This window comes from Colwellia sp. F1, assembly GCF_056238625.1.
Map to the genome: position 1 here is coordinate 81880 of NZ_JBWDLI010000006.1, position 25171 is coordinate 107050.

The 25171-nt window shown below is 40.3% G+C and carries 18 protein-coding genes; 14 read left to right on the plus strand and 4 right to left on the minus strand.

What is annotated here, in order from left to right:
* Positions 1–11: 11 nt before the first annotated feature.
* The 5 genes from AC0UA9_RS07395 (at position 12) to AC0UA9_RS07415 (ending at position 6780) form a co-directional block, all read left to right on the plus strand.
* Positions 12–1478 (plus strand): aminoacyl-histidine dipeptidase, encoded by a 1467-nt coding sequence (locus AC0UA9_RS07395; RefSeq protein WP_475659048.1) that lies wholly within the window; start codon positions 12–14, stop codon positions 1476–1478.
* A gap of 364 nt (positions 1479–1842) precedes the next feature.
* Positions 1843–2859, plus strand: coding sequence for an extracellular solute-binding protein (locus AC0UA9_RS07400; RefSeq protein WP_475659155.1), 1017 nt, complete (start codon positions 1843–1845; stop codon positions 2857–2859).
* Positions 2860–2905: 46 nt separating this feature from the next.
* Positions 2906–4549 carry an ABC transporter permease gene (locus AC0UA9_RS07405; protein ID WP_475659049.1) on the plus strand — a complete coding sequence of 548 codons (1644 nt, stop codon included), beginning with the start codon at positions 2906–2908 and terminating at the stop codon, positions 4547–4549.
* 8 nt (positions 4550–4557) lie between these two features.
* On the plus strand, positions 4558–5676 hold the full coding sequence (locus tag AC0UA9_RS07410; protein ID WP_475659050.1) for an ABC transporter ATP-binding protein: 1119 nt from the start codon (positions 4558–4560) through the stop codon (positions 5674–5676).
* A gap of 450 nt (positions 5677–6126) precedes the next feature.
* On the plus strand, positions 6127–6780 hold the full coding sequence (locus tag AC0UA9_RS07415; RefSeq protein ID WP_475659051.1) for a response regulator transcription factor: 654 nt from the start codon (positions 6127–6129) through the stop codon (positions 6778–6780).
* A gap of 20 nt (positions 6781–6800) precedes the next feature.
* On the opposite strand, the gene AC0UA9_RS07420 is transcribed toward AC0UA9_RS07415, so the two are convergent.
* A complete protein-coding gene (locus tag AC0UA9_RS07420; protein ID WP_475659052.1) occupies positions 6801–10265 on the minus strand; it encodes a hybrid sensor histidine kinase/response regulator in 3465 nt (1154 codons plus the stop codon).
* A 543-nt stretch (positions 10266–10808) separates the two neighbouring features.
* On the opposite strand from AC0UA9_RS07420, the gene AC0UA9_RS07425 reads away from it, so the two are divergent.
* The 6 genes from AC0UA9_RS07425 to AC0UA9_RS07450 all read left to right on the plus strand — a co-directional run bounded on the left by AC0UA9_RS07425 (position 10809) and on the right by AC0UA9_RS07450 (position 17394).
* Positions 10809–12941 (plus strand): TonB-dependent receptor, encoded by a 2133-nt coding sequence (locus AC0UA9_RS07425; RefSeq protein WP_475659053.1) that lies wholly within the window; start codon positions 10809–10811, stop codon positions 12939–12941.
* A 155-nt stretch (positions 12942–13096) separates the two neighbouring features.
* A complete protein-coding gene (locus tag AC0UA9_RS07430) occupies positions 13097–13363 on the plus strand; it encodes a hypothetical protein (protein WP_475659054.1) in 267 nt (88 codons plus the stop codon).
* Positions 13363–14010, plus strand: a complete 648-nt coding sequence (gene pnuC / locus AC0UA9_RS07435) for a nicotinamide riboside transporter PnuC (RefSeq protein ID WP_475659055.1) — start codon at positions 13363–13365, stop codon at positions 14008–14010. Before AC0UA9_RS07430 ends, pnuC begins: the two co-directional genes overlap by 1 nt.
* 5 nt (positions 14011–14015) lie before the next feature.
* A complete protein-coding gene (locus tag AC0UA9_RS07440; RefSeq protein ID WP_475659056.1) occupies positions 14016–14858 on the plus strand; it encodes a phosphotransferase in 843 nt (280 codons plus the stop codon).
* A gap of 203 nt (positions 14859–15061) precedes the next feature.
* A complete protein-coding gene (locus AC0UA9_RS07445) occupies positions 15062–16006 on the plus strand; it encodes a response regulator (protein WP_475659057.1) in 945 nt (314 codons plus the stop codon).
* A gap of 260 nt (positions 16007–16266) precedes the next feature.
* Positions 16267–17394, plus strand: a complete 1128-nt coding sequence (locus AC0UA9_RS07450; protein WP_475659058.1) for a transporter substrate-binding domain-containing protein — start codon at positions 16267–16269, stop codon at positions 17392–17394.
* Positions 17395–17552: 158 nt separating this feature from the next.
* Here the strand turns inward: AC0UA9_RS07450 and AC0UA9_RS07455 are convergent, their stop codons facing one another.
* The 3 genes from AC0UA9_RS07455 to AC0UA9_RS07465 all read right to left on the minus strand — a co-directional run bounded on the left by AC0UA9_RS07455 (position 17553) and on the right by AC0UA9_RS07465 (position 20171).
* Entirely contained in the window at positions 17553–17993 is a 441-nt protein-coding gene (locus AC0UA9_RS07455) for a hypothetical protein (RefSeq protein ID WP_475659059.1), read from the minus strand.
* 136 nt (positions 17994–18129) lie between these two features.
* Positions 18130–19920, minus strand: a complete 1791-nt coding sequence (locus AC0UA9_RS07460; protein WP_475659060.1) for a sodium:solute symporter family protein — start codon at positions 19918–19920, stop codon at positions 18130–18132.
* A gap of 2 nt (positions 19921–19922) precedes the next feature.
* Complete coding sequence (locus AC0UA9_RS07465) at positions 19923–20171, minus strand: DUF4212 domain-containing protein (protein ID WP_475659061.1); 249 nt, start codon at positions 20169–20171, stop codon at positions 19923–19925.
* Between the two features lie 729 nt (positions 20172–20900).
* On the opposite strand from AC0UA9_RS07465, the gene AC0UA9_RS07470 reads away from it, so the two are divergent.
* The 3 genes from AC0UA9_RS07470 (at position 20901) to AC0UA9_RS07480 (ending at position 25032) form a co-directional block, all read left to right on the plus strand.
* Positions 20901–22784: a putative nucleotidyltransferase substrate binding domain-containing protein gene (locus tag AC0UA9_RS07470; protein ID WP_475659062.1), complete on the plus strand. Its 1884-nt coding sequence runs from the start codon at positions 20901–20903 to the stop codon at positions 22782–22784.
* Positions 22784–23485, plus strand: coding sequence for an exonuclease domain-containing protein (locus AC0UA9_RS07475; protein ID WP_475659063.1), 702 nt, complete (start codon positions 22784–22786; stop codon positions 23483–23485). The genes AC0UA9_RS07470 and AC0UA9_RS07475 overlap by 1 nt, the downstream gene beginning before the upstream one ends.
* A 170-nt stretch (positions 23486–23655) precedes the next feature.
* The gene (locus AC0UA9_RS07480) at positions 23656–25032 is read left to right on the plus strand and encodes a leucyl aminopeptidase family protein (RefSeq protein ID WP_475659064.1); all 1377 of its coding nucleotides are present in this window, start codon (positions 23656–23658) and stop codon (positions 25030–25032) included.
* The last annotated feature ends 139 nt before the right edge of the window (positions 25033–25171 follow it).

The following is a 25171-nucleotide window of genomic DNA, read 5'->3' on the forward strand; positions in this document are numbered from 1 at the left end:
GGCGGAAGAATATGAACACATTAGCACACCTTAAACCAACTAAGTTATGGCAATTATTCGAAAAAATTTGCAGTATTCCTCGCCCATCCAAGCACGAACAAAAAATATCGGCTTGGATTCAAAGCTGGGCGCAAGCGCTTGGTTTATCAGTGAAAGAAGACGCCGTTGGTAATCTTTTTATTAAAAAGCCTGCCACCGCAGGTATGGAAAACCGTCAAGGCATTATTTTACAAGCTCATATGGACATGGTGCCGCAAAAAAATAATGATACCGTACACGATTTTTTAACCGACCCAATTCAACCTTATATTACGGAAAGTGGCGACTGGGTTACCGCAAAAGGTACAACCTTAGGCGCTGATAATGGCGTGGGTTTAGCATCAGCCTTAGCTGTTTTGGCCAGTAAGGACATTGCTCATGGCCCTTTAGAGGTATTGGTAACCATTGACGAAGAAGCTGGCATGTCTGGCGCTTTTGGGCTGGAAGCAGGCTGGCTAGACGGCGATATTTTAATTAATACCGACTCTGAGCAAGAGGGCGAAGTGTATATGGGCTGTGCTGGGGGTATTGATGGCACAGCAACCTTTACTCTGGCCTTTGATGAAGTGCCGACAAACTATCAGGCCTTTAATTTATCGATATCCGGTTTAAAAGGTGGTCATTCTGGAGTTGATATCCATACTGGCAGGGCCAATGCTAATAAATTATTGGTGCGCTTTTTACTTGATGCCAGCCATGTTGTTGACTTACGTTTAACCGAGCTAAACGGTGGCAGTTTGCGCAATGCCATTCCTCGTGAGGCGAATGCAAGCTTTGTCATTCCTACAACGCAAGTTACAGTACTAAAAACACTGTTAGCGCAATACTTGACGACCATACAAGGTAATTTAAAAGCAATTGAAACAGATATCGACATGCTTTTAATTTCACCAGAAGACTTTGAACAGTGCTGGAGTATAGCCACGCAAAAGCAAATTTTGCACGCACTTAACGCTTGTCCTAATGGGGTTATTCGCATGAGCGATGACATAGCGGGCATCGTTGAAACGTCATTAAATTTAGGTGTTATTCGCACCCGAGGTAAAAACCTAACAGCCTTAGTATTGATTCGCAGTTTACATGACGATGGCCGTCTCGAAACACAAGGTACTGTGCAATCTATATTTGAACTGGCTCAAGTCAGTAACATTACTTTCAGTGGTGCCTACCCGGGTTGGCAGCCAAACCCTGACTCAGCCATTATGAAAACAGTGAGCGACACTTATCAAGCACTATTTAACAAAGTGCCCGCTATTATGGTGATTCATGCGGGTTTAGAGTGCGGTTTATTCAAAAAACCTTACCCACACTGGGATATGGTTTCTATAGGACCGACAATCAAGTTCCCACATTCTCCTGATGAAAAAATAGACATTGCCAGCGTAGAAAAATACTGGCAGTTATTGGTTGCTGTATTAGCCAAAGCACCGCAGAAATAATACCTACATAAAGCGGCTGAAAACTCACAAGGGCTTACACAATTGCTTACATATTCTGTTCCCCCCTTCTTTCTTCCAGCTCTCGATTTTTGTCAAGGTACATATTCAACATAGGCAGGGCCGCTCTCTACTGATAGGCCCTCGCAAGCTAAAGCTTGCATTGTTTATTTGCTGCATAAAACGACTAAAAAACCAACGAGAATGATTATCATTAACTTGACAAATGTGCTATTTTTATTTACTATTTTGAGCTATGAATCGGTTATAACTCTTAGTTATATACGGGCTATAAAAGCTAAACTTAGGTTATAAAAATATTACCTCAAGGCTATAAGTAGATTATATGTCACACAAAAAATACAGCATGATTAAGCTCACTTTAATCACCACCTCATTTATTTTTACCGCTTTTACTAGCCTACTTACTCAGGCCGCGACAGCAGAAGAGGTCAATGTTTACTCATACCGTCAATTATTTTTAGTAAAACCATTATTTGACCAATTTACCCAAGAATCAGGTATTAAGGTGAATGTTGTTTTTGCTAAAAATGGTATGGCTGAGCGCTTAGCTAGAGAAGGTGAATACAGCCCTGCTGACCTTGTACTCACCACAGACATTAGTCGCTTAATTGAGTTACGTGACCGCAATTTATTACAAGCAAACACTTCAACCGTACTGGCTGAAAACATTCCTAGCCAATACCGCTCGACTGACAATACTTGGTTTGGTTTAACCACACGTGTTCGTAGTATCTTTTCAGCTAAACGCTTGGGTAATATTAATATTAATTACGAAGACCTTGCAGATGAAAAGTATCAAGGTCGTATTTGTACTCGCAGTGGAAAACACCCTTATAATGTTGCTTTAGTTGCCTCAATGATTGCAGCAAACGGCGAAGCAAAAACCCTAACTTGGTTAAAGAAACTTAAAGCAAATTTAGCCCGCAAACCTCAAGGCGGTGACCGAACCCAAATTCAAGCAATTCATCAGAACTTATGCGACATAGCAATTGGTAATAGTTACTATTTTGGTAAAATGCTCACAGATGAAAAGCAAAAGGTTTGGGCCGATGCCGTCAATATTAACTTCCCTAACCAATCCAATAGAGGAGCACATGTTAATATTTCAGGTATGGGTTTAGCGAAACACTCGCCCAATACTAAAAATGCTAAAGCGTTAATGGATTTTTTAGTCTCTAAAGAAGCACAAAAACTCTATGCTGACACTAATATGGAATACCCTGTTCGCGCAGACGTTAACTCCTCAACACTGGTCGAGTCATGGGGTAAATTTAACGCTGATCAACTTTCATTAGAAACGATAGCCCATAACCGACAGCTAGCATTAAAGCTTATTGATAAAGCCCGGTTTGATTTATAATTATATTACCTAGCTTTTTATTGCGACATTAAGTAAAGATGACTTTGTGATAACCAAATCTCAAAACAAACGTTGGCAAGGCATTTGTTACCTAATTGCAACAACACTAATGTTACCGTTATTGGTGTTGTTGTATGAAGGTATTAATGCTTCTACCGGTTTATTTTATCACCTTTGGCAAACAGTCTTACCTGACTATATAAGTAACACCTTATTATTAGGTGTTTTTGTCGTTGTATTGTCAGTTTTTTTTGGCGTCGTCTCAGCGGCACTCGTTGTACACAGCAATGTTGCTGGTAAAGCTGTTTTACGTTGGCTGTTAATGTTACCTCTGGCCATGCCCGCTTATTTAATTGCTTACCTGTATACTGACTTATTCGATTATGCTGGCCCTGTACAGCGCACACTAAGAGCCTGGTTTAACTGGCAATCCCCAAGTGACTATTGGTTTTTTGACATCAGAACGCTCGGCGGTGCGAGTATTGTGATAGCGTTAGCACTTTTTCCTTATGTGTATATGTTGGCCAAGAATGCATTTGAACAGCAAGACCAAAACCTGTTAAAAGCAAGTAGACTGTTAGGCTTGTCTACTAAACAAAGTTTTTACAAAGTCGCGCTACCTTTAGCGCGCCCAGCTATAGCCGTTGGGGCAAGCTTAGTTTTAATGGAAGCCCTAGCTGACTTCGCCACAGTACAGTATTTTGCCGTTAACACCTTAACCACCGCTATTTATGATACTTGGTTAGGTTACAGTGATTTAGCCACTGCCAATGCATTAGCCAGTGTGCTTATGTTATTTATTCTGTTTGCCGTGGTCGCGGAGCAACGCGCCCGTGCAGGACAATTACATCAGTCAAACCGCATCAATAAAAACCATCATACGATTGTGCTTTCATGGTTCAGTCAGATATTAGCAAGTAGCTTTTGCTGGCTATTAGCCATTGCCGGTTTTATATTACCTTTTACCATGCTGTTAATCATGGCATGGCAATACAGTACAAGTGAACAGCTACTCGCATTAACTGAGTCTGCTTTTAATAGTGTCAATATCGCTTTTTGGGCGGCGAGTTTATCTGTTCTTTTCGCTTTAATATTAGCCTTATTTAAGCGTTTAGGTAAAAATAAATGGCGTTATTGGCCAATGCAAATTTCAGGTTTTGGTTACGCTATTCCCGGCACCGTGTTAGCAATGGCGATGATGTCAACATTGGCTCCCCTTGACTACATGATAAATGATCTGGCCAAATATTTTACCTACCCCGCCCCAGGGTTAATACTTTCAGGTACCATTTTTGCTATTATTTTTGCTTACACTGTACGTTTTGCAGCTATCGCCAATGGCGCTATTGACAGTGGCATAAAACAAATTCCACAAGCACTTGATTTAGCACCAGCAAGCCTAGGTGCCAGTTTAAGCACTATGTTAAGCAAGGTTCACTTACCCTTATTAAAATCGTCAATTTGGGTAGCTTGGCTATTAGTATTTATTGAAGCAATGAAAGAGCTACCAGCGGTACTGTTATTGCGACCCTTTAATTTTGAAACGCTTAGCACACAAATATATCAACTAATTTCTGATGAAATGTTAGAGCAAGGCGCGCTAGGGGCAATTGTCATTGTGTTATTGGGTTTGTTACCTATCATTTGGTTAAACAAAAAAGACAAAACTACCGGCAACACATCAAGTTAGGAATAAATGTGACTGAATTACTCAATATCAACGGCCTTTGTGTAAGCTTACAAGAAAAAGGCATTTTATCTAACATTAATTTAACGCTTGCAGAAGGTGATATTCTTGGCCTGGTTGGGCCCAGTGGTTGTGGTAAAACAACGCTTCTAAATACCATTGCTGGCTTTATTGAACAAACACAAGGGCAAATTTTCATTGGTAACACCCTGAGCATCAGCCCAGAAAATCTTGTGCCACCACAGGAAAGGAACATCGGCATGATCTTTCAAGACTATGCACTGTTTCCACATTTAAACGTAGAAAAAAATATCTTATTTGGTATCGCTAAATTAACAAAACAAGAACAACAACTAAGATTAAAGCACTTAAGTGAACTACTTGAGTTAACCAACTTGAACCAGCGTTTTCCTCACCAACTCTCTGGCGGGCAACAACAAAGAGTGGCTATTGCCCGCGCATTAGCACCACAGCCTAAGCTATTATTACTTGACGAACCCTTTTCTAATATTGATGCACGTTTACGTAATGAGCTAATGTTAACCATGCGGTCTTTACTAAAAAAACTCAACATGACCGCCATTTTTGTCAGCCACAACAAAGACGAGGTCTTTACCTTTGCCGATACCATTGCCGTTATGCACCAGGGCACTATTTTGCAAACAGGCAACCCAGCCAAGGTTTGTCAACAACCGTGCAATTGGCAAGTGGCCGATTTCTTACAGTTAGGCAGTTGGATACCATTAAAAAGACATGGCCAGTATGGGTATCAAACCGCACTTGGCAACCTAAAGCTAATAACCGACTCGGTTGGGGAGGATATTATTGACAAAGAAGGCGAAACAAATATTAGCCCCAAAACAAATAAGGTAAACGCTAAAAACAAACAACAAACATTATTATTAAAGCCCCAGTTTGTTGAATTGTCTGCTTCAATTCCCAATAACGTCCGTGTTGCCCATATTTCTGTGACAGAGCAAGGCTATCATTACCTGTTGTCAAGCTTAATTGAAGATAACGAATTGAGCTTTGAGCAATTAAACTTTTACCACAGTGACTTATTTTCCCTTGGCCAGACGCTAGCCGTCACTATAAAGCCTCACACTTTGGTGATTTTCCAAACCGACTAGCTCACCGCTAAAAACAAGTTACGATGGCAAAAAACAAATTCATAACTTGAGCTAAGACCAATTAAAATGTTAACTTAACTAGTCGAACTGCTATTTTAGCAATGATGTTACAACAAGGTGTTTGACTAACTGTAAATACTGTATTGAGCATTCAACTAGTGGTGTTGTCGCCCATTACTTTTTCATCAAGTAAGCAGCTGCCAGTAAAAATATACGCAACAATATTAACTTTTCTCTTGAGACTCTACTCAGTTGCTTTATAACCTTGATAGTACCTTTTATAATAACAACCGTTTAAGCAGTGCCTATATTTATGCTAACTCAAATCGCTTGAAACAGGCTTATTATCAGGCACGTTAACGCCACTAAATCTTGTTTGGGAAAAAAGTAACATTGTTATTCGTTATTTTTACGTTAGAATAGAAAGCTAATTTATATAGGAACCCCACTATGATTCAGCCACAAAAAATAATAATTGCTGATGATCACCCTTTATTTAGACAAGCGCTACTGGGGACATTAAAAACCAAGTTAAGCCAAACAGTATGGCTTGAAGCTGAAACCATTACAGAGCTAGAGCAACAACTACAGAACCATAGTGATAGTGACCTATTATTATTGGATTTAAATATTCCCGGTGCCCATGGCTTTAGCACTTTAATATACGCGAGAAACCATTTTCCACAAATTCCAGTCGTGGTTGTGTCAGCCCATGAAGATCAAAACACGATTGGTAAAGCAATGGAATACGGTGCTGCAGGCTTTATCCCTAAATCAACACCCGTAGAAGATATTTTTACGGCTATTATGGCCGTTTTAGCGGGAGATATCTGGTTACCTAAATCATTTGATGGTTCCTATGAAGCAAGCGACTCTGATGATATTGCCGACCGAGTAGCCAGTTTAACCCAGCAACAATATCGAATTTTGCTCATGTTTGCTCAAGGTTTACTTAATAAGCAAATAGCCTATGACTTAAATGTTTCTGAAGCCACCATAAAAGCGCATGCCACCGCTATATTTCGTAAACTTGATGTACGTAACCGAACACAAGCCGTGATTGCTATTGCACAACTTGGCTTAAGTGAATCAGGCTTTAAGTAAGGCGGTAGCCCTTAGCGAGTTTAATCGCCATAATCAACTTGTAACTTCTGTGCTAATTTGGCACTCATTAAAGCCCTAAGTGCTGCAGGTTTTACAAGTTTTCGCATAAAGCCAACATCGGCTCTTTTAGCTTTTTCTTCAATACCTAACTCCGTTGTTGCAGTAATTAATATTGCGGGAATATAGTAATTACAATCTTTGCGCATATCAGCTATTAAGGTTAACCCATCTGCTTGCTCTCCTTCTGGCAACCCTTCATGGTAACCGAGTTGGTAATCTACTAGTAAGATATCAATATCACTTTGATGATTAGCAAACTCTATTAATGCTGTCTCTCTTGAGTCTGCAGCAAGAATATTACACTGCCAAGCCGAGAGTAATTCAACCATACCGCTTAATACGTCAGGGTCATTATCAATGCATAATACGGTAATGCCTTTTAACCCCATATTACTGACCGGTATTACTTGCTTTGGCTTCATCATAATAGGAGTTGCTTTTTCAACTAAAATAGAAAACTTACACCCCTGCATTTCTCGCGATTGCAAACTTAATGAATGCCCTAATAATTGCACCAATGACTGAGTAATATTTAAGCCAAGCCCTAAACCTCTAGATGATTGGCTAGTTGGCGTGTCTAGTTGCGTGAACTGCTCAAAAACTAATATTTGTTTTTCTAATGGGATCCCTGGACCATTATCAAGCACTTGAATCATCACTTGTCCTTTAAGTACTCTCGCCCCTAACAACACCTTGCCTGGGCTGGCATACCTAAAGGCATTACCGACTAAATTTTGAATAATACGTCGAAGTAAGTGTTTATCTGATTTCACCCACATTTTTGTTTTCACTAATCTAAACTCAACTTTCTGTTCAACGGCCAATGCAGTAAACTCTTGCTCTAAATCATTAAATAAGTCATTGAGCGAAAACACCGTTATACTCGGCTTAATATTACCACCTTCCAAGCGGGCAATTTCGGCTAAATCGGCCAGCAAGTCATTAGCTGCTTTTAGGGATTTATCAATATTATCAACTTGCCGTTGCTGCTCTGATGTTAAATCACTTTGCTCTGTTAACGCTGAAGTAAATAAACGCGCGGCTTCTAAAGGTTGCATTAGATCATGGCTACAAGCTTTTAAATACTGACTCTTTTTAATATGTGCTTGCTCTGCTTTTTCATGGGCTTTAGCCAAGGCTTCATTAGTTTTAGCTAAGGTTAATGTGCGCTCGTAAACACGGGTTTCTAAATCTAAATTAGCCTCTTTTAACACTTGCTCTGCTTGGCGATAAGCAGTAATGTCTGAAAATAACATTACAAAACCGCCACCTGGCAATGGGTTACCTTCAATTAAAATGGTTTGGCCATTGGCTTGCTGTCTTTCTGAGCTGTGCGGACTACCTTTGCGTAAATATTCTAGCCGCCTAAAGACTTGTGTATCTACATCGCCTGCTCCACATAAGCCACGCTTCACATTGTGACGAATTAAGGCCTCTATTGGGCTGCCCACTTTTACCAGTTCGGGGGGGTAATCAAACAAGTCTAAATATTTTTTATTCCACGCTACCAATTTTAACTCTTCATCAACAATTGAAATACCTTCACTGGCATTTTCTATTGCGCTTTGCAGTAAGTTTTGTGAAAACGCTTGCTTTTGACTTGAAGCATCTTCAACCAATACAGCCAAATCATCTAACGCGATATCTCGGCCATCAAGCGTAGACGATAACACTAAGCGCGCTGACGAAGCCCCCATCACCAAAGCCAGAGTATTTTCGGTTTGTTGTAACAACAATTGGTTATAGGTCGCATTACCCAATTGTTTTTTATTATGTGACGACAAAAATAAACTAAAGCTCGACTTCGCTTTACTCTCACCAACAAAGCGCGAAGCAAGTAACTCTAATTCACTGACATCTAGCTGGCGTTTTTTTTCTACTTTTAACACAGTTGGCGACTGCCACTCTAAAAACAGTGACGCTTGTACTCGCTCTTGCACGCTTTGACGGCTAATTTGCGACAGCGCCCACATCACAATAATATTGGCACCTAAACTAAAGAGTGTGGCTGTACTTTTCGACGACAATAACCCTTCTGCAAAGGGGGTTGGATATAAGCCAAATTGTGGTAAAAAATTCAAAGTTAACCACAAAATAAAGCCGACCAAAATACCAGCATAAACCCCGACCAAACTGGCACGTCGCCAGTAAAACGCAACCACTAGCGCCGGTGTTAGCTGGGCAAAAGCGCCAAAAGCAACTTCTCCTGATGAGGATAGCGTGTCAGGTGACGCCATACTAAAAACACCATAGCCAGACATTATTACAAAGAGTATTAAGAGCTTACGAATATTGAGTAGTCGCTGCCTAAAAGTATCGTAATTAGTTTGCGCCACCTTCTGCCGACGATAAAGTAAAGGAAAGACTATTTCATTACTGATCATGGTACTTAAGGCGATGGCTGAAATTATCACCATAGAGCTAGCCGCAGACACTGCACCAAGAAACGTAAATAATGTTAACCAAGTTTGCTGGCCAATACTGGGTAAAAACAATACATAAGAGTCAGACGAAACAGTGTCTCCCAACAATAATTGCCCTGCCAACCCTAACGGCGCGGCAAAAAAGGCAAAAATCAATAGATAGACCGGAAATACACGTCGGCCTAACCAAGTATCTTTATTGTCTTTTAACTCAACAATCATTACCTGAAACTGCCTAGGCAAGGATAAAAACGCAGCCATGACGATCACTAACATGGCTAGCATAGAGCTAACATTGCCAGCATTCATTTGTTGTTCAAATTTTAACGAAGCATTGGACTGTTGCCAAATATCTAAGGGAGAATCAAATAAAGAAAAACAAACAAATAAACTAACCGCCAAAAAGGCAATAATTTTAACCAAAGATTCAAAGGCAATGGCTAGCATTACACCTGGGTGACGCTCTGTTACGTCAATGTTTCTAATACCAAACAAAATAGTAAACACTGACAATACCAAGCTAACCACTAGGCCAATATGCCAACTACTTAAGCTTTGATCTGCCTGTAATTGCTGAAAAGTATACACCATGGCTTTTAACTGCAGCGCGATATAAGGCATAGTGCCAACAAAGGCGACAATCGTCACTATAATGGCAAGGTTATGTGACTTACCAAAGCGAGATGCCAGTAAATCAGCAATAGAGGTTAAGTTTAACTTTAAGCTAATGCGAATAATTCGCTGAATAAACGGCCAAGCAAAGAGGAAAAGTATGATGGGGCCAAGATAAATAGGCAAATGTGACAAAAAGTTAGTTGACGCTTGACCCGCAGTACCTAAAAAGCTCCAAGAAGTACAATAAACCCCTAGTGTCAGTGCGTAAATAACACTTTGGCCTTTTTTGGCTAATTGATTCCGGTATTTATCCCCTAAATAAGCAATGATAAACAACAAACCAATGTAAATTAAACTAATACTAACTAATTGCCAATTGGGGAACATTACGCTTCTCTACTCTTGGTGGATACAATGCTGCTTTATGTATTTATTGCCATACTGCAGGCTTATCATGCCGCATTAGTATATTTTATCAATATATCGACAAACTAGCATGAGAATAAATACGACCTTTAGCTAATACCAACGCTGATGTATTTTCCCTTGAGTATGCGAATAATTATTTAACCTCAACTCGACGTATTGTTAATGACTTGAAATAGTTATTAAGCCAGACCTAGCCTATTTAATAAATACCCAAGCATCATACGAAAATTTTTGTTAGAATTCGTCACGAACCAAGGAGTGCAGTTTTATTTACCTATTAATATATCATTAGGCTAAATAAATAGCTGCTGAGATGTTGATGAAGTCAACAGACCCTTTGAACCTGGACGGGAATTAATCACTAATAATATTAGTTATTAAGACAACCGGCGTAGGAATGGTTAGTGATCACATCGCAGTCTCTCATGACAACCTCCCAGTGCCGTATCCCATAGTATCAATCCCCAGAACATCAATTGATTTAATACTTATGAGATCTTTATGAACTTTACCCAATCGACACTTACCTTAGCAGTTTCGTCACTATTAATGTCTGCTTCTCTTTATAGCCAACATGCCAACGCTGATGACTTAACCCCCCGTAAATCAACCATCGAAACCATTACTGTTACCAGTGATTTTAGACAACAAAATCTCTTAAAAACCCCCAGTGCTTTATCCGTATTAACGGCTATTGAGGTAGAGCAACGTAACGCTCAAAACCTTGAGGAGTTAATTGCTGTTATCCCTAATGTTAATTTCGCTAGTGGCGCTCAACGGGCGCGTTATTATCAAATTCGTGGTATTGGTGAGCGCAGTCAATACAATGAACCAATAAACCCGTCGGTAGGTATGATCATTGACGGCATTGACTTTACCGGCATTGGCAGTATCGCTAACCTTTTTGATGTACAACAAATAGACGTATATCGTGGACCGCAAGGTACTCGCTTTGGCGCCAACGCACTTGCTGGTCTATTCAATATCACCACGAATACACCCACGGATGAATTTGAGGGAAGTATTAAAGTTGATGCTGGTAATTATCAAAGCTACGGTTTAGGCATTGCACTTTCAGGCCCTGTTTCAGACACGGTTAATTATCGTTTAGCGGCTAATCAATACCAAAGTGATGGTTTTATTGAAAACACGTATTTAAACAAAAGTGATACCAATAATCGTGATGAGTTAAGTCTTAGAGGAAAGCTATCAATTCAAGCAACTACTGATTTAAGTATTGATTTATCGGCATTTCATTTTGATTTTGACAACGGCTTTGATGCATTTTCATTAGATAATAACCGCAACACTTTATCTGACCAACCGGGTGTTGACCAACAAAAAACCAGCGCTTTCGCCGCCAAGTTTACCTACCAAGGTTTTGAAAATTTCATCCTAGAAACCTTACTAAGTCACGCTGACTCAGATTTAACCTATGGCTTTGACGAAGACTGGGCTTACGACGGTATTTCGGCACCTGAAAATATTGACAATCAAGATTATGCTTATTGGGAATACTCATCTACTGATTATTACTTTAGAAAAAAATCGACACAAACCGTTGAATTGCGAGCATTATCAAACAAAGGTAGTGAATTGTTCAACAACACCACGGCTTGGGTTGCAGGGGTTTACTTTAAACAAGATGAAGAAGATTTACACCGCCAGTATACCTATGCCGACAATGATTTCACTTCATCGTTCAAGCCTCAAACGCTTGCAGTTTATGGTCAACTTGATAGCCAATTAAATGATCAATGGCTTTTAACAACGGGCCTTAGAATTGAGCGACGAAGTGCTGATTATATTAACTCCAATGGGCTAAGTGACAGTACCGACGAAAACATGTTTGGCGGTAAGTTAGTTCTGAGTTACCAACAGGATAATGATACCTTTTGGTACGGCTCTATCAACCGTGGCTATAAAGCGGGTGGTGTCAATACCGACGGTAGCCTCACTGATGATTTACGTATTTTTGAATCAGAATACTTAGTTAATTATGAATTAGGTTATAAAGTCTCCTTGCTAGATAACGATGCCTTTATTCGTGCTGCTGTTTTCTATATGGACCGAGTGGATGTACAAGTAAAAAGCTCTAAAGCGCTTGTTAGAGATGACGGCAGCGCCGAGTTCATTGATTACCTTGGTAATGCTGCATCAGGATCAAATATAGGTTTTGAAGTTGAAGCCAATTGGCAATTTAATGAATTTGTTGAGCTTTATGGTTCGTTAGGTTTATTAGACACCGAATTTAACGATTTTATTAATGCCGACGGCGCCTCGTTAAGTGGTCGTCAACAAGCCCATGCGCCAAATTATCAATATAGTTTTGGTATGAACATGCGCCCAACGCAAGACTGGTTAATTAACCTATCGGCTGATGCGAAAGATGGCTTTTACTTTTCAGACAGCCATAATGAAAGATCAAAATCTGTTGAGCTGCTAAACGCATCTGTTAGTTATTTACAAGATCACTACCAAGTAAAAATATGGGCACGTAACTTAACCGATGAAAGCTATGCCAACCGCGGCTTTTATTTTGGTAACGACCCAAGAGATGGCTACACTAACAAGCAATATACGCAGTTATCAGAGCCACTAGTCTTTGGTGTGACACTCGATTACCAGTTTTAACCTTTGCACGCGCACATGAGCTTCACTGAAAAGCAGCAAACTTATGCGCGCATGCTATCAATATTAACGTTATTAGTGTGCCATTTAGCACAAAATTTTAGTGGTAATTTAGCGCACGACCTCATTACTTAGTGCGCTCAACCTAAGGATAAATTATGCAAATATCTATTGAATTAAGTTTATACCCACTCGCTGAAACTCAATATAAAAGTGAAATTTGGGCTTTTATTAGGCGCTTGCGTGATACAAAAGGGTTAGACGTTGTTACCAACGGCATGAGCACACAGGTATTTGGTGATTATGATTTAGCCGTACAGACAGTAATGGCCGAAATAAAACAAGTACACAGCAGCGTAGGCGCAGCCGTTTTTGTCTGTAAATTTATTAGTGGTCATCATGCACAGCCAGAAGCAGAAAGCTAATGGCTGAGTTGTTAATTAGCTTTGTTAATTACCTTACTGCGTTACCTTGGCTTGAACTCCTAGCCATGTTGTTAGCCCTTGCCTATGTTTTATTAGCAGCAGCAGGCTCAATATGGTGTTGGCCTGCCGCATTAATTAGTACGGCAATTTATACTTATGTTTTTTATGACGTATTACTCCTAATGGACAGTGCCTTAAGCGTCTACTACTTAATTATGGCCATTTATGGATATTGGGCTTGGCGACAGCATACACCAACAAATAATAACAACAATTCAACACCTTTAACCGTTGTTTCTTGGCGGCCAAGTTTCCATCTAAAAGCCTGTTTAGTGCTAGCCGTTATTGCGCTTATGTTAGGTTATATTATGGCAAATTATACGCCTGCTAACTTTCCTTATTTGGATACTTTTACCACAGTTTATGCCGTGTTCGCCACCTACCTAGTGGCACAAAAGGTGCTTGAAAACTGGCTGTACTGGATAGCCATCGATGCTAGCTCAATTTATTTATATATCGAAAAAGACTTAATGCCTACCGTGGTTTTGTTTATCCTTTATACTTTTATCGCTATTTGGGGATACTTTAAATGGCGGAACTTGCATACTGAAAAACCCATGATAATAAACCACAGTGTTAATGGTTAAGGCTGATGGCACCTCATTTAAGTACCTTGGTATGTTTTAATCAGCTAAACACCATTACGCCTATTTCCGGCGGTCTAAGCAGCCAGTGCTACCATGTTCAAGCTGACAATAAACATTTTTTTGCTAAACAAATAACATCCACTAACGAGCCAAGTGTATATAAACAAGCAGCGCTAAATAATATTAGTCCGCAGATTGTTTACTATGACCAGCACTGGCTGGTAACAGAGTTTATTGCAGGAGAAAACTTATCCGTTTCTGCCCAAACGATTGAGGATAAAATAGCAATATCCACGCAATTAATGGCGCAATGCCACCAACTGAACGTGCAAACAACTCCGCTAATGCCCAACAATGTTATTCGCTTGCTCATGTTAGAACAATCGTTCTCTGCTGAGCAAAAAAAGGCATTGCAAGGTTATAGTGAAGCTCTTATAGCGCCGCTTAATGTAGCATCGCGCAACATTAACGATAATGTTTGTTGCCACGGTGATATTAACTTTAGCAATATTGTAATTTCATTAAAAAATAAAGCCTACTTAGTTGACTATGAATGCGCGATTGCAGCACCTGCAGAGTATGATTTAGCCATGTTCATAGCAATAAACTCTCTTAATGACAATAGAATAGAAACTATTATTAACCAGTATAAAGAGCATATTAGCACTGAGATTAACCCAACACTTTTAAATACGTATTTACCGTTTTGCTATTTTATTAATGGCTTATGGTACAGGTGTGCTTACCAGAAAAGCCACAGTAAAAAGTTTGTACTTTTACAAGCGCAGCAATGGCAACAGCTGCCTTTAAATCACAAGTTATTCGGCTTAAATGATAGTATTTTTTGACCTTTAAGGCTCAACTTAACCGTGTATTAGTCGCGCTTATTCGTGTGAGTTCTCGTTATTTTACACAAACACTGCTCAACAAATATAAGATGTGTGCAGCCTTTACAAAAGCTTATTTACCTAAAGCTCTTTGTTTGAATCGATTGCAAAGCGCTAATAGTTCTTGTATTTTAATTATCACTATAAATGTCGGATTGTTACCTATGCCCGTTGAAACTATTTACAAAGTGACGTTACACCCTTTTATCAATGAGTCAATTGCCAGCCTTAAAGCCATGACCAATCTAACAGGTTCTGCGGCTAATGCTTTTATGGATCAAGTTGATGACTTTCGTTTTAAAGGTTACGCTGTTTGCTCAGAAGTCAGCGGCTGTATTAATGGCGTGATTATGATGCACCATTACCCTGAAACCGCCATTGCTATCGGCAACTCTGTTTGCGAAACCATGTTCGATGAAGAATACAACTATACTGAAATAAATGAAGAGCTGAGCCATGCCTTAGCAGAGTGGGGTAACACTATTATTGGCCGCTCTACCGACTTATTAAGCCGCCATAATTTAGAGTTTGACTTTTCGAGCCCTTATTTTGTTCATCATTTTGACGACATGGAAAAATACTTAAAAGGCGTAAAAGAAATTGTGACCGTACCAATTAATATTGAAGGTGTTGGGCGTTATTATTTCAATTTACTCGTACGCGCTGTTAATTTCCAATCAGGCGGGGCGACTCGTGAAGAAAGTGTCGGTATCGCTAACCCTCATCAAAAACCATTACCAACCAATAGTAAAATTCTCTTAGTTGATGACAGTTCAATGATCCGTAAAGCCTTAAGGCGCTTCTTAAGTGATTTAGGCTATAATAATATTATTGAAGCTGACGATGGCTCTACAGCCGTTACTATGGTTGAAAATGAAGCTCCTGATTTTATGTTCATGGACGTTATTATGAACAAGATGAACGGGGATGAAGCATTAAACACTATCCGTAGTAAAGGTTATGATGTACCCGTGGTTATGTTGTCATCAGTCACCGAACAAGCCCTAGTGAAAAAATGTGAAGCGAGCGGTGTTTCTGGTTTCATCTTTAAACCTATTCAAGCAGGTAATGGGGCTGAAATTATCAAATCTTATTTGAAAATTGCTTAAAGCAAAGACCAGCAACCTAGATATAGCCAGCATACATTTTCCATAGTCAATGCTAATCCATTTACATCCTGTAAACCGATATGGCTGGCTTTTATTGAACTAACCTGCTCCCAATTATGCTAAATAACATTCAACAAACCTGATAATCAAAATATAAACAACTTGTTATTCCTTTTGTGATACTTGCCCCAACTTTGCAAATAGAGGAGTGATAACACTATACTAACGACTATGCCTTTACATTGACAACGATACTTTCTATGAAATTACCATCATTATGGCTACGTAGCCTTTTAGCATTACTCATTTTTAGCATAACAATAACAGTCTCGGCAGCAACGGCTCCTCTTACAGACTTCACCCCCTCTGTTCAACCAGCAACTGATACCGAAAAAACCTTAGTTATAGGCATAAAAACAGCGCCTCCTTTCGCCAAAGCAGAGGGTCAATCATACAATGGCTTAGCCGTCGATCTATGGAAAGAAGTTGCAGACGAACAAGGCTGGCGCTATCGTTTTCAAGAATACGATTTAGATGGCCTGTTAAACGCAACCATTAATGCACAAATTGATGTCGGCTTAGGCGCTATTACCGCCACCGCTGAGCGCGCCAAACTGATGGACTTTACCCACACAATTACCAGCTCTGGCTTATCTGTTGCGGTTCGCAGTGAGTGGTCTTCAGGTTGGCTTGCTGTGCTAGCGGCGCTAGCATCACCAGCATTCTTAAAAGTTATTAGCATGTTAACTATCTTGCTGTTGTGCGTTGGTTTTATTGCTTGGCTTTTTGAGCATAAAACCAACCCAGAGCAGTTTGGTGGCAGTAAGGCAAACGGGTTATTTTCGGGTTTTTGGTGGGCTATGGTTACCATGACTACCGTTGGCTATGGTGACGTAGCTCCACGCACTATAGCAGGTCGCTTGCTAGGTATGGTGTGGATGCTTACCGCGCTTATTATTGTGTCATTTTTTACCGCATCAATTACCAGTGCACTCACTATTGGGCAGCTTAATAGTAAGTTAAGTAATGCTAATGACCTTGTAGGTATGCACATCGCCAGTGTTAAAAATAGCACCAGTGCAAGTTGGTTAACTAACCGAAAACTAAAATTTGATGACACTGACAGCTTAAGCGACGCCTTACAGCAATTAGCAGACGGCAAGGTGGATGCCGTGGTTTATGATGCACCGTTGCTACGATGGACCATTAACCAACGTTATACTGGCAAACTACAAGTGCTGCCAATTACGCTAGCACGGCAAGATTACGTCTTCGCGCTACCAAACAACAGCACAAAGCGTGAATTAATAAATACCTCACTATTAGAACGAATCAACTCGCCTGACTGGCCAGAGCGTGTTGCCACGTACTTTGATGGTAATAAGTAACCTGTCAAGAGCAGTGCTAGTTTGCTTCTTGTTAATGCAGAGAACCTGCTAGCACTTCAATACCATTATGTTATGCTCAAACAGCACAGAACATGTTACCGCCTAGGAAATATGGCGTGCTAAGCGAGCTAATGTTCTCAGGTTTACATTAACCGCTATCAACGCATTGTCTGTGTAACAAACTCAGCAATGTATCGGCCACCTTTAATATTAGCAATCAAACGTAACGTGTAGCTATCACCTTTATTGCCAGCAAGGTTTCTTAATTTTGTTTTGTTTTTCCAATAGTAAGGGCTTTCTTTCATACCTAAAGGGTAAGCTGTCATTTTATTGTCTTTATCGACTAAAAATAGTGTAGCACTATCTAATGGGAATGTACTGTTCAGCACAGTAATGCCATTTTTATCTGAAACATCTATTTTAAACTCACCTGATGTAAGCACACAGCCTTGGTTTATCACGTCACAATGCCCTTCTGTCGCTAATTGAATTACTTTTTCTTGTGAAGCTTTATACTCACTATAATAGTCAGCAGCACCATAGCTAATAATAGCGAGAATAGGGGCAACCATAAAAGCAATTTTTAGGTGTTTGTTCATATATATTTCTACTTTATCAGTGGGTTAATAATAAGAAGATAACTTAACAGAAAAAGCCAAGCGACTCTTTAAAAAAATCATCGCTTGGCTTTTTATTTTCTTTAAAACGTAATCTTTACAATATTATGTTTTAATTTTAGTGATCGTGTGCTGGACTTACGTCACCTGGTATACGCATATTCTCTACCATAGCTTGAATATTTGCTGGTGCTGGGCCGGTAAATTGCAGCACGATGAAAGCAACAGCAAAGTTAACCAATGCACCAACGGCACCAAATGCGTTAGGTGAGATACCAAAGAACCAATCTGCTCCCATATCACCTAAGAATGAGGTACCAGGGATAAACATAATACCTTTATGTTGGAACACATACAGCATAGTAACACCAATACCTGAACACATACCCCAAATGGCAGCTTTACCACTGATTTTCTTAGAGAATATACCCATCATTAATGCTGGGAAGATACTTGACGCTGCTAAACCGAAGGCCAAAGCAACAGTACCGGCAGCAAACCCTGGTGGATGCAAGCCAAGATAGCCTGAAACCAGTATCGCTAGTGTCATCACCACACGCCCAGCCAGTAATTCATTTTTCTCTGAAAGATCAGGCGTTAATACACCTTTCATTAAATCATGAGAGATTGACGAAGAGATTGCTAACAACAAACCTGCTGCCGTAGAGAGTGCCGCTGCTAAGCCACCCGCAGCAACTAAAGCAATAACCCAGTTAGGTAAGTTTGCAATCGCAGGGTTTGCTAATACCATAATGTCTTGGTCAACTTTCACCATTTCATTGGGTAATATTTCTATCTCTTCACCAGTCATGGCATGTTTTGTTGTAATCGTGTTATCTGTTGTATTTGAGGTATATTGAATTTTGCCATCGCCATTTTTATCTTTAAACTCTAGCAATCCAGTGTGCTCCCAGTCTTTAAACCATTCTGGGCGTTCACTGTACTCAAGGTTTTGCCCTGCTACCGGTTCAATAGTATGCATTAAGTTAAGGCGTGCCATAGCACCAACGGCTGGAGCAACAGTGTAAAGTAAAGCAATAAACACTAATGCGTAACCTGCTGAAGAGCGTGCTGCTTCTACAGATGGAACCGTAAAGAAGCGCATAATTACATGTGGAAGACCCGCCGTACCAATCATTAATGAAATGGTATAAGCAAACATGTTTAGCGTGCCGCCTAAGTTAGATGTTGTATATTCTTTAAAACCTAGGTCAGTTACAACCAAGTCAAGCTTATCAAGTAAGTAAACACCACTGCCATCGGCTAACGTGCTACCTAAACCTAATTGCGGAATTGGGTTACCTGTTAACTGTAATGAAATAAATATTGCTGGAATGGTATAAGCAAAAATCATCACAACATATTGCGCTATTTGCGTATAGGTAATACCTTTCATACCACCAAGTACCGCATATACCCAAACAACGGCCATACCAATACCTAAGCCTAAGCCGTATTCAACGTCTAAGAAACGTGAGAAAGCAACACCTACACCCTTCATTTGACCAATTATGTAGGTTAAAGAAGCAATAATTAAACAAGCTACGGCAACAATACGTGCTGTTTTAGAGTAGTATCTGTCAAAAATAAACTCTGGCACGGTGAACTTACCGTGTTTGCGCATATATGGCGCTAGTAGCATGGCGAGTAGCACATAACCACCGGTCCAACCCATTAAGAAAACTGAACCACCGTACCCTAGAAAAGAGATCATACCCGCCATTGAAATAAACGACGCTGCACTCATCCAGTCGGCACCAATTGCCATACCGTTTTGCATAGGGGTAACGCCGCCGCCTGCCACATAAAAATCACTGGTTGAGCCAGCACGCGCCCACCAAGCAATACCAAAATATAAGGCAAAAGTGCCAAAGACTGCAATGTATGTATATAGTTCTAACTCATCCATGCTTAACCCTCCGAATGGTATTTTTTATCAAGCTGATTCATTTTGGCACCATACCAAAAGATTAAAGCAAGAAATGAGTAAATAGAGCCTTGTTGAGCAAACCAAAAACCAAGTTTGTACCCACCTAGCTGAATTTCATTTAAGGGTTCTACCAGTAGTAACCCTAACCCAAATGAAACGATAAACCAGATTACAAGACATATAAAGATTAGGCGAATATTTTCCGACCAATAGGTTTCTTTATTTTCCACAGTAGTCTCCTAGCGACGTTATTAGCCTTTTATTCACATTAATGTGTTTTTTTTATTAGGCTTTAATTGTAATAATTTAGCAAAAGTGTGGATATCGATTTCTGTCGGCTATCTTTATCAATACAAAACAAAAATCCATATTCAACTTCAACTTTTATACCCATGCTGCCAGCATCAAATGAGGCAACATGGCTATATTCAATCTAACAAGCTTTTTTTTTATAGGGTATTAAACTTTAGTCTAGATCAATGTTTTAACGAATAAACACAGCTAAAACAGGGGATTATTTAGTACTTATAGGCCTGACTACTTCACGACATACCTACGCACTAGGGCACGAGAGCTAAAGAGAGTATGTGGTATCATTAGGGGAAGTACACCAGCATAACGCCAACTAACCTTGAACAAAAAAGCGTGCTCAGTACACGCACCCAATAACTGAGCAACAACGAATAAACAGCCGGATACTTTACTTCTTGCACCATTTGACCAGCGCCAACATCCGAGTTTTTTGCCCACCCACTAAGCACCACAACGATACGCCTAAAGGGTAAATTCAACCAAGTGCAACTTTAGTCTAGGTTAGGCCTTCAATGGTTGACTACCTACACCCATCGCTCTAAATTATTATGATAAGAACTTATATCAACAATATGCTTGGTTGCTATATTAAGCCACGCTTGGTCGCCAATAAGCTGGCTAGACAAATTAGCTTCAGGGAACTCAATATGGACACTGAACTTTCAGAAATTTATAGCTTCATTCAAAATATTCCCCCTTTTGATAGTTTGCCTCAATCTACTCTGGCACGCTTAATTAGAGAATTAGATATTAACTACGTGCGCAAAGGAGAGTTTCTGCCGCCAAAGGGCATTAATGAACCACGCTTATATATTGTGCGCAAAGGGGCTCTTAGTTGCCTTGCTAGCAACGGCGAGTTAATTTCTCGTTTAGGTGAGGGAGACTTGTGCACTGAGTTTTGTAAACCTAACGCACCCTCACCAGCTATGCATGAGTCGCATAAGGCAACGCCAGCCACACAGCGACAAGTACAAACCGACGAAGATAGCCTAGTGTACAGCCTTGATGCACAAATATTACGCGATGTTGGCGAACAATACCCCAGTATTAGCGACTACTTTAACCACGACTCTGCTGAACGACTCAAAAAGAGAATGTCTAAGGTTAATGAAGAAGCGATTATTTCTTCTAGCTTAATGAATATGCCAGTCAGTAATTTTTATCATGCCCCTATTGCGGGTATTGACGTGAGTAAGAGCATACAACAAGCTGCGATACAAATGACAGAGCAAGGCTTTACTTGCTTGGTGATATTCGATAATAAAATATGTGTTGGTATTGTTACCGACAAAGACATTCGTCGCCGCTGTGTTGCGCAAGGGCTACCCATTACGACGAGTATTTCTGAAATAATGACTCGCGAAATGAGCACAATTGATATTAAAAATAACGCTTATGACGCACTCATGACCATGACAGCAAAAAACATACAACATTTACCTGTTACCAAACAAGGTGAAGTAGTTGGCATGGTTACCGTCACCGATTTAATGAACAATGAAGGCCATAACACTGTTAATTTTTCTAGCATTATTCATAAAGCTAAAGACTTACCACAATTAATAGAAATAAGTGCGCTGTTACCAAAACTACAAATTCGCTTAGCAAAACTTGGCGCCAGTGCCGATCATATTGGCAAAAGCATTAGTGCCATTACTATGGCTTTTACCAAGCGTCTTATTGAACTAGCTGAAGAAAAGTTTGGCGCCTCACCTGTGCCTTATGCCTGGTTAGCAGCAGGTTCACAAGCAAGACAAGAGCAACTTGCCCATTCTGATCAAGACAACGCCATCATCATCTGTGATTCCATGAAACCAAGTGACGACAGTTGGTTTGAAAACTTAGGTCACTTTGTTTGTGATGGCCTAGCCAGCTGTGGTTTTATCTACTGCCCTGGCTATATCATGGCCACTAACCCTAAATGGCGGCAACCGGCCAAGGTTTGGCAAAAGTATTTTGACGCTTGGGTTGACACTCCTAGCCCTGAGGCATTATTAAACTCCAGTGTTTTTTTTGATTTAGACACCATTTATGGTGATGCTCGCTTACTTGATAACATTCGCCGTAATGTCTTGAAAAAAACACAAAGTAACAGCTTATTTATTGCTCATTTATCTAAAAACGCTTTAGCGTTACGTCCGCCGTTAGGGTTTTTTAGGGATTTTGTTTTAAAACAAAATGGCAAACATAAAGATACATTAAACCTCAAGCATAACGGCATCGCTCCTATTGTTGACCTTGCTCGTATTTATGCGCTATCTCAAGGTATAAGTGCGGTTAATACCATTGAACGCATTAAACAAGCCGCAGGCACAGCAGCTATTACCAAGTCGTCTGCAGAAAACCTAATAGATGCTTATGAGTTTTTAGGTGTGTTACGAGTACAGCATCAAGCAGAAAAATTAATACAGGGGTTAGAGCCTAATAATTATATTTATCCTAAAGAGCTTTCAAGGCTAGAACGCGAACATTTAAAAGATACTTTCAAAGTAATTAAATCCTTACAAGAAGCAAGGCAAGCAAATTTCTAATGGTTAATAATAAATTTATTCATTACTTGGTTGGCTACGAAGCTAAACGCAAGCGGCTATTAAAAAAAGCCCCTGAAGGAGCGCTGAAAGACTTTTTAAGCGTCCCTTTTCCTGCGCTTAACGCACCAATATCAGAAGTGCCAATTTTAGCCGTCGACTTTGAAACCACAGGTCTTGACGCTAAAGTAGATAAATTGCTCAGTGTTGGTTTTGTCTGCATGAAGCACGATCATGTCAAACTTAACTCCTGCTATCATCAAATTGTAAAAACCAGCAACAGGCTAGAAGAGAGCAATGTTGTAATTCATCAAATCACCGACGAACAAAAAGAGCAAGGCCAACCCCTACGGATTGTTGTCGAAAAATTACTGCAAGCGTTAGCAGGCAAGGTAATGCTAGTGCACTTTGCCCGTATAGAGCGGCAGTTTTTACAACACGCCTGCCTTGAGCTTTATGGGCTAGCACCAGATTTCCCCATCATAGACACCTTAGTTATTGCTAAACGGCAATTAGATAAACGTGATGTCGCTTATGACCCTTCAGCGCTACGTTTATCAAAATTACGCCATAAGTTTCAATTGCCTGACCACTACGGCCATAATGCACTTAATGATGCCATTGCCACCGCAGAGTTACTGCTTGCGCAAGTTCATAGCAAGGCAGCAACTGAAAACGTGCTGCTAAAAGATGTGCTTTTATAGCCCCTTACCCATAGCTTTCTAGTTGCGAAGCTAATCAGGTCAGTTACAATAAATTTATTAACCTAGCCCTTGATAACTCGGCTTGGTGTACATAAAGAGACGTCTTTCAATTTCATTACAATACGGTTGCGCTGCATTTTCCCTATGGCAGCCTTCAATAAAGGATCACTATGAATGCATTACTTAGCGTCGGTAACACCGGCACCACACTCACTATTTTAGAAAAATCAGCTTATGCAGCTTGGTTAACAAGCCAAAGCCAACATATACAACACTGGCTCAAACAAACAAATTATCAGAGTGAAGGGTTGGCGTTAATACCCCATTTTTCACCTGAAGCCGAAACCGCACTCGCGCAAGCCGTTTACGTGGTTAATGATGCTACCCATTACTTTTCATGTGGTGACTTAATCAAGCAGTTGCCACCAGGACAATACAAACTTAACGCCGCACCGGCGCACCAGCAGGCAATCTGTTTTGCTTGGTTGGTCGGTGCTTATGATTTTTCTCGCTATAAAACTAACCCTAAAGCACAAATACTACCTAGCTTGCAGGTTAATGAACAAATATTAGTGGATAACGCGATAAAATACGCCGAAGCAACAACGTTAGTACGCGATCTTGTCAATACACCTGCAGCCGATATGATGCCAAAAAATATTGCTGATGCAGCACAGTCCTTAGCGGATAAGTTTGGCGGTCATGTCTCACAAATTATTGGCGATGACTTACTCACAAAAAATTACCCAACAATACACGCTGTTGGGCGCGCAAGTACCAATAAGCCACGTTTAATTGATGTTACTTGGGGTGATCACCAACACCCAAAAGTTACCTTAGTTGGTAAAGGTGTTTGCTTTGACAGCGGTGGCTTAGACCTTAAACCCGCGGCGGGTATGCGTAATATGAAAAAAGACATGGGTGGAGCTGCGCATGTTTTAGGTTTAGCACACTTAATTATGTCTCATAATTTACCTGTTCATTTACGTGTGCTCATTCCTGCGGTTGAAAATGCTGTTTCTAGTAACGCCATGCGTCCTGGCGATGTAATAACCACACGCAAAGGCTTAACCGTTGAGATTGATAATACCGATGCCGAGGGACGCCTAGTGTTATGTGATGCTTTAGCAGAAGCAGACAATGACAACCCTGAGTTAATAATAGATTTTGCCACCTTAACCGGCGCAATGCGCGTTGCGTTAGGCACTGAGTTACCGGGGTTTTTCTCTACGAATGACCAGATCGCACAAGGCATCACTGACGCCGGCAATAAAATCAGTGATCCTGTATGGCGTATGCCCTTATACCAACCTTACAATGACTTATTTAGCAGTACCATTGCCGATATGACAAACTGCTCTGCAGGACCTTTTGGTGGCGCCATTACTGCAGCGCTCTATTTACAACGCTTTATTGGCAAAGAAACCAACTGGGTTCACTTTGATGTAATGGCGTTTAATGTGCGCGCTTTATCAGGTCGCCCATTAGGTGGTGAAGCCTTTGGTATTCGTGCTGTGTTTGACTATTTACACGCTAAGTACCAGTAACGTATTAGTAAGGCGTACAACAAAGAACATGCCCAGTAAATGGGCATTACTTTATGCTTGCCCTACTTTATTATTCACTCAATATGGCACACTCAGCAGGCTTATTTGATGTGTATCATAGATCAACTAAAGTCTTATT